At 64.8% G+C, this 2032-nt stretch carries 2 protein-coding genes; both read left to right on the top strand.

Annotated elements, in window-relative coordinates; genetic code table 11:
• On the top strand, positions 1-526 hold a 526-nt coding region (locus ABDV69_RS21300), incomplete at its 5' end, for a replication initiator (protein ID WP_343577812.1).
• A gap of 130 nt (positions 527-656) precedes the next feature.
• Positions 657-2032 (top strand): transposase (locus ABDV69_RS21295; RefSeq protein ID WP_343577810.1); only part of this gene is annotated, 1376 nt, incomplete at its 3' end.

The raw sequence follows: 2032 nt of genomic DNA, 5'->3' as shown, positions 1-2032 counted from the left end.
CGGCCTGCCCGACGGCGTGCTGCTCAAAGCCTGCGGGCAGCGGCGGGCGACCCGCTGTCCGACCTGCTCGGCCACCTACCGCTCCGACGCCTACCAGCTGGTGGCCGCCGGCCTGCGCGGCGGCAAAGGCATCCCCGAGGCCATCGCCACCCACCCCGCCATCTTCGCCACCTTCACCGCCCCCAGCTTCGGGCCCGTCCACTCCACCCGAACCGATCCCGCCGGCCGCCCCCGCACCTGCCGGCCCCGGCCCACCGGCACCTGCCCCCACGGCCAACCACAAGCCTGCCAGGCCGTCCACAACCCCGAGGACCCGCTGACCGGCTCGCCGATCTGCCCGGACTGCTTCGACTACCCGGCCGCCGTGCTCTGGAACGCTGGGGCCGGGGAGCTGTGGCGGCGCACCACCATCGCCACCCGCCGAGCACTCGCCAACCTCGCCGGCCTCCCCGCCAACCACCTAGCCGAGCACGTGCGGTTGAGCTTCGCCAAGCAGGCTGTCCCGAAACCGCTCCGGGCTGCATAAGCATACGGCACTCTGCATGACCATACAGTCGGATTTCAGCTCCGGATTGCCATCCTGCGGCAATGATGGAACATGCCCGGTGAGCGACTAATGCGTTGTGCTGCCCGGCTTCTACTGCTAATATCGTGCCATGGCACACGGTTACCGGTCGGGAGATCGCCAGCAACTGTTTCTCTTGCCACCGAGCATGGACGAGTGGCTCGAGGAAGGTCACCTCGCCTATTTTGTGATCGACACGGTGAGGCTCATCGACACCTCGGCGTTCCACGAGATCCATCCTGAAGGTCCTGGTCGACCGGCGTATGAGCCCGAGATGATGCTCGGTCTTCTCCTCTATGCCTATGCGACCGGGGTTCGTTCATCAAGGAAGATCATGGCGGCGTGTCGAAGCGATCTGGCTTACAAGGTGATCGCCGTGAACCTGGTGCCTGATCATCGCACGATAGCCCGGTTCCGTGCCGAGAACGAAGAGGCGATCAAGTCTGTGTTCGTGGAGGTGCTGAAGGTGTGTGATGCAGCGGGACTCGCCAGCGTCGGTCAGATCGCTATCGATGGAACCAAGGTCGGGTCGGACGCCGCGTTGGACCAGAACCGCCAGAAGGACTGGATCGTTGCAGAGATCAACAAGATCCTTGGGGATGCGGCAGCGACAGACGAGGCAGAAGACGCTTCGCCCGTGCTGTTCGAAACACTGCTTCCAGAGTGGATACGCGGACGTCATGGCCGTCTGGAGCGACTCCAGGCCGCGCTCGCGCAGATCGAGGAGCAAGAGAGAGCAGCTCGCGAGGATGAAGAGGCCAAGGCAGAGCACGCCAGAGTGGAGGCCGCCCAGGGCCGCAAGCTTCCTGGTCGCAAACCGACAGACCCGCACGCAGCGCTGAGGCGGGCCGAAGCAGACCTCCAAGCCGTGAGGGTACGCGCGCAGACCGACCCAGGGGTGGATGTAGCGACAGCAGAGCGGCTTGTGTCCGAGGCGGCAGCTGCAGCTGAGAGCGCGCCGCCAAGCTCGGAGAGGATCGTCGCGAACGTCACCGACCCGGAAAGCCGGATCATGAAAACCAAAGACGGATGGATTCAGGGCTACAACGTCCAAGCTGCCGTCAACGCGGAGCAAGTTGTGGTCGGATACGAGACGACCCAAGACCACAACGACGTGAACCAGTTGCACCCGATGATCGAAGCGACACAACACAGCGCTGGCGCTGCCGGCATTGAAGGTGACATCGGCCTCACCCTCGCCGATGCTGGCTACTGGTCGGAGGACAACGCGACCGCCCCGGGGCCGAACCGGCTGATTGCAACAACGAAAGACTGGAAGCAACGCAAAGCTGCCCGGGACCTCGGGACGACAACCGGGCCACCACCGGTCGATGCGAGCGTGTTGGAGCAAATGGAGCACCGCTTGCGCACCCCGGAGGGCGCGGCCGCCTACGCGACACGCTCATATACGGTGGAACCGGTATTCGGTGACGTGAAAGAGAACCGGGGCTTCCGGCGCTTCATGCG

Source organism: Mycobacterium sp., assembly GCF_039583785.1.
Lineage (GTDB): Bacteria > Actinomycetota > Actinomycetes > Mycobacteriales > Mycobacteriaceae > Mycobacterium.
Note: the sequence above shows the minus strand (reverse complement) of the source record. Positions and strands in the feature narration are given on the sequence as shown.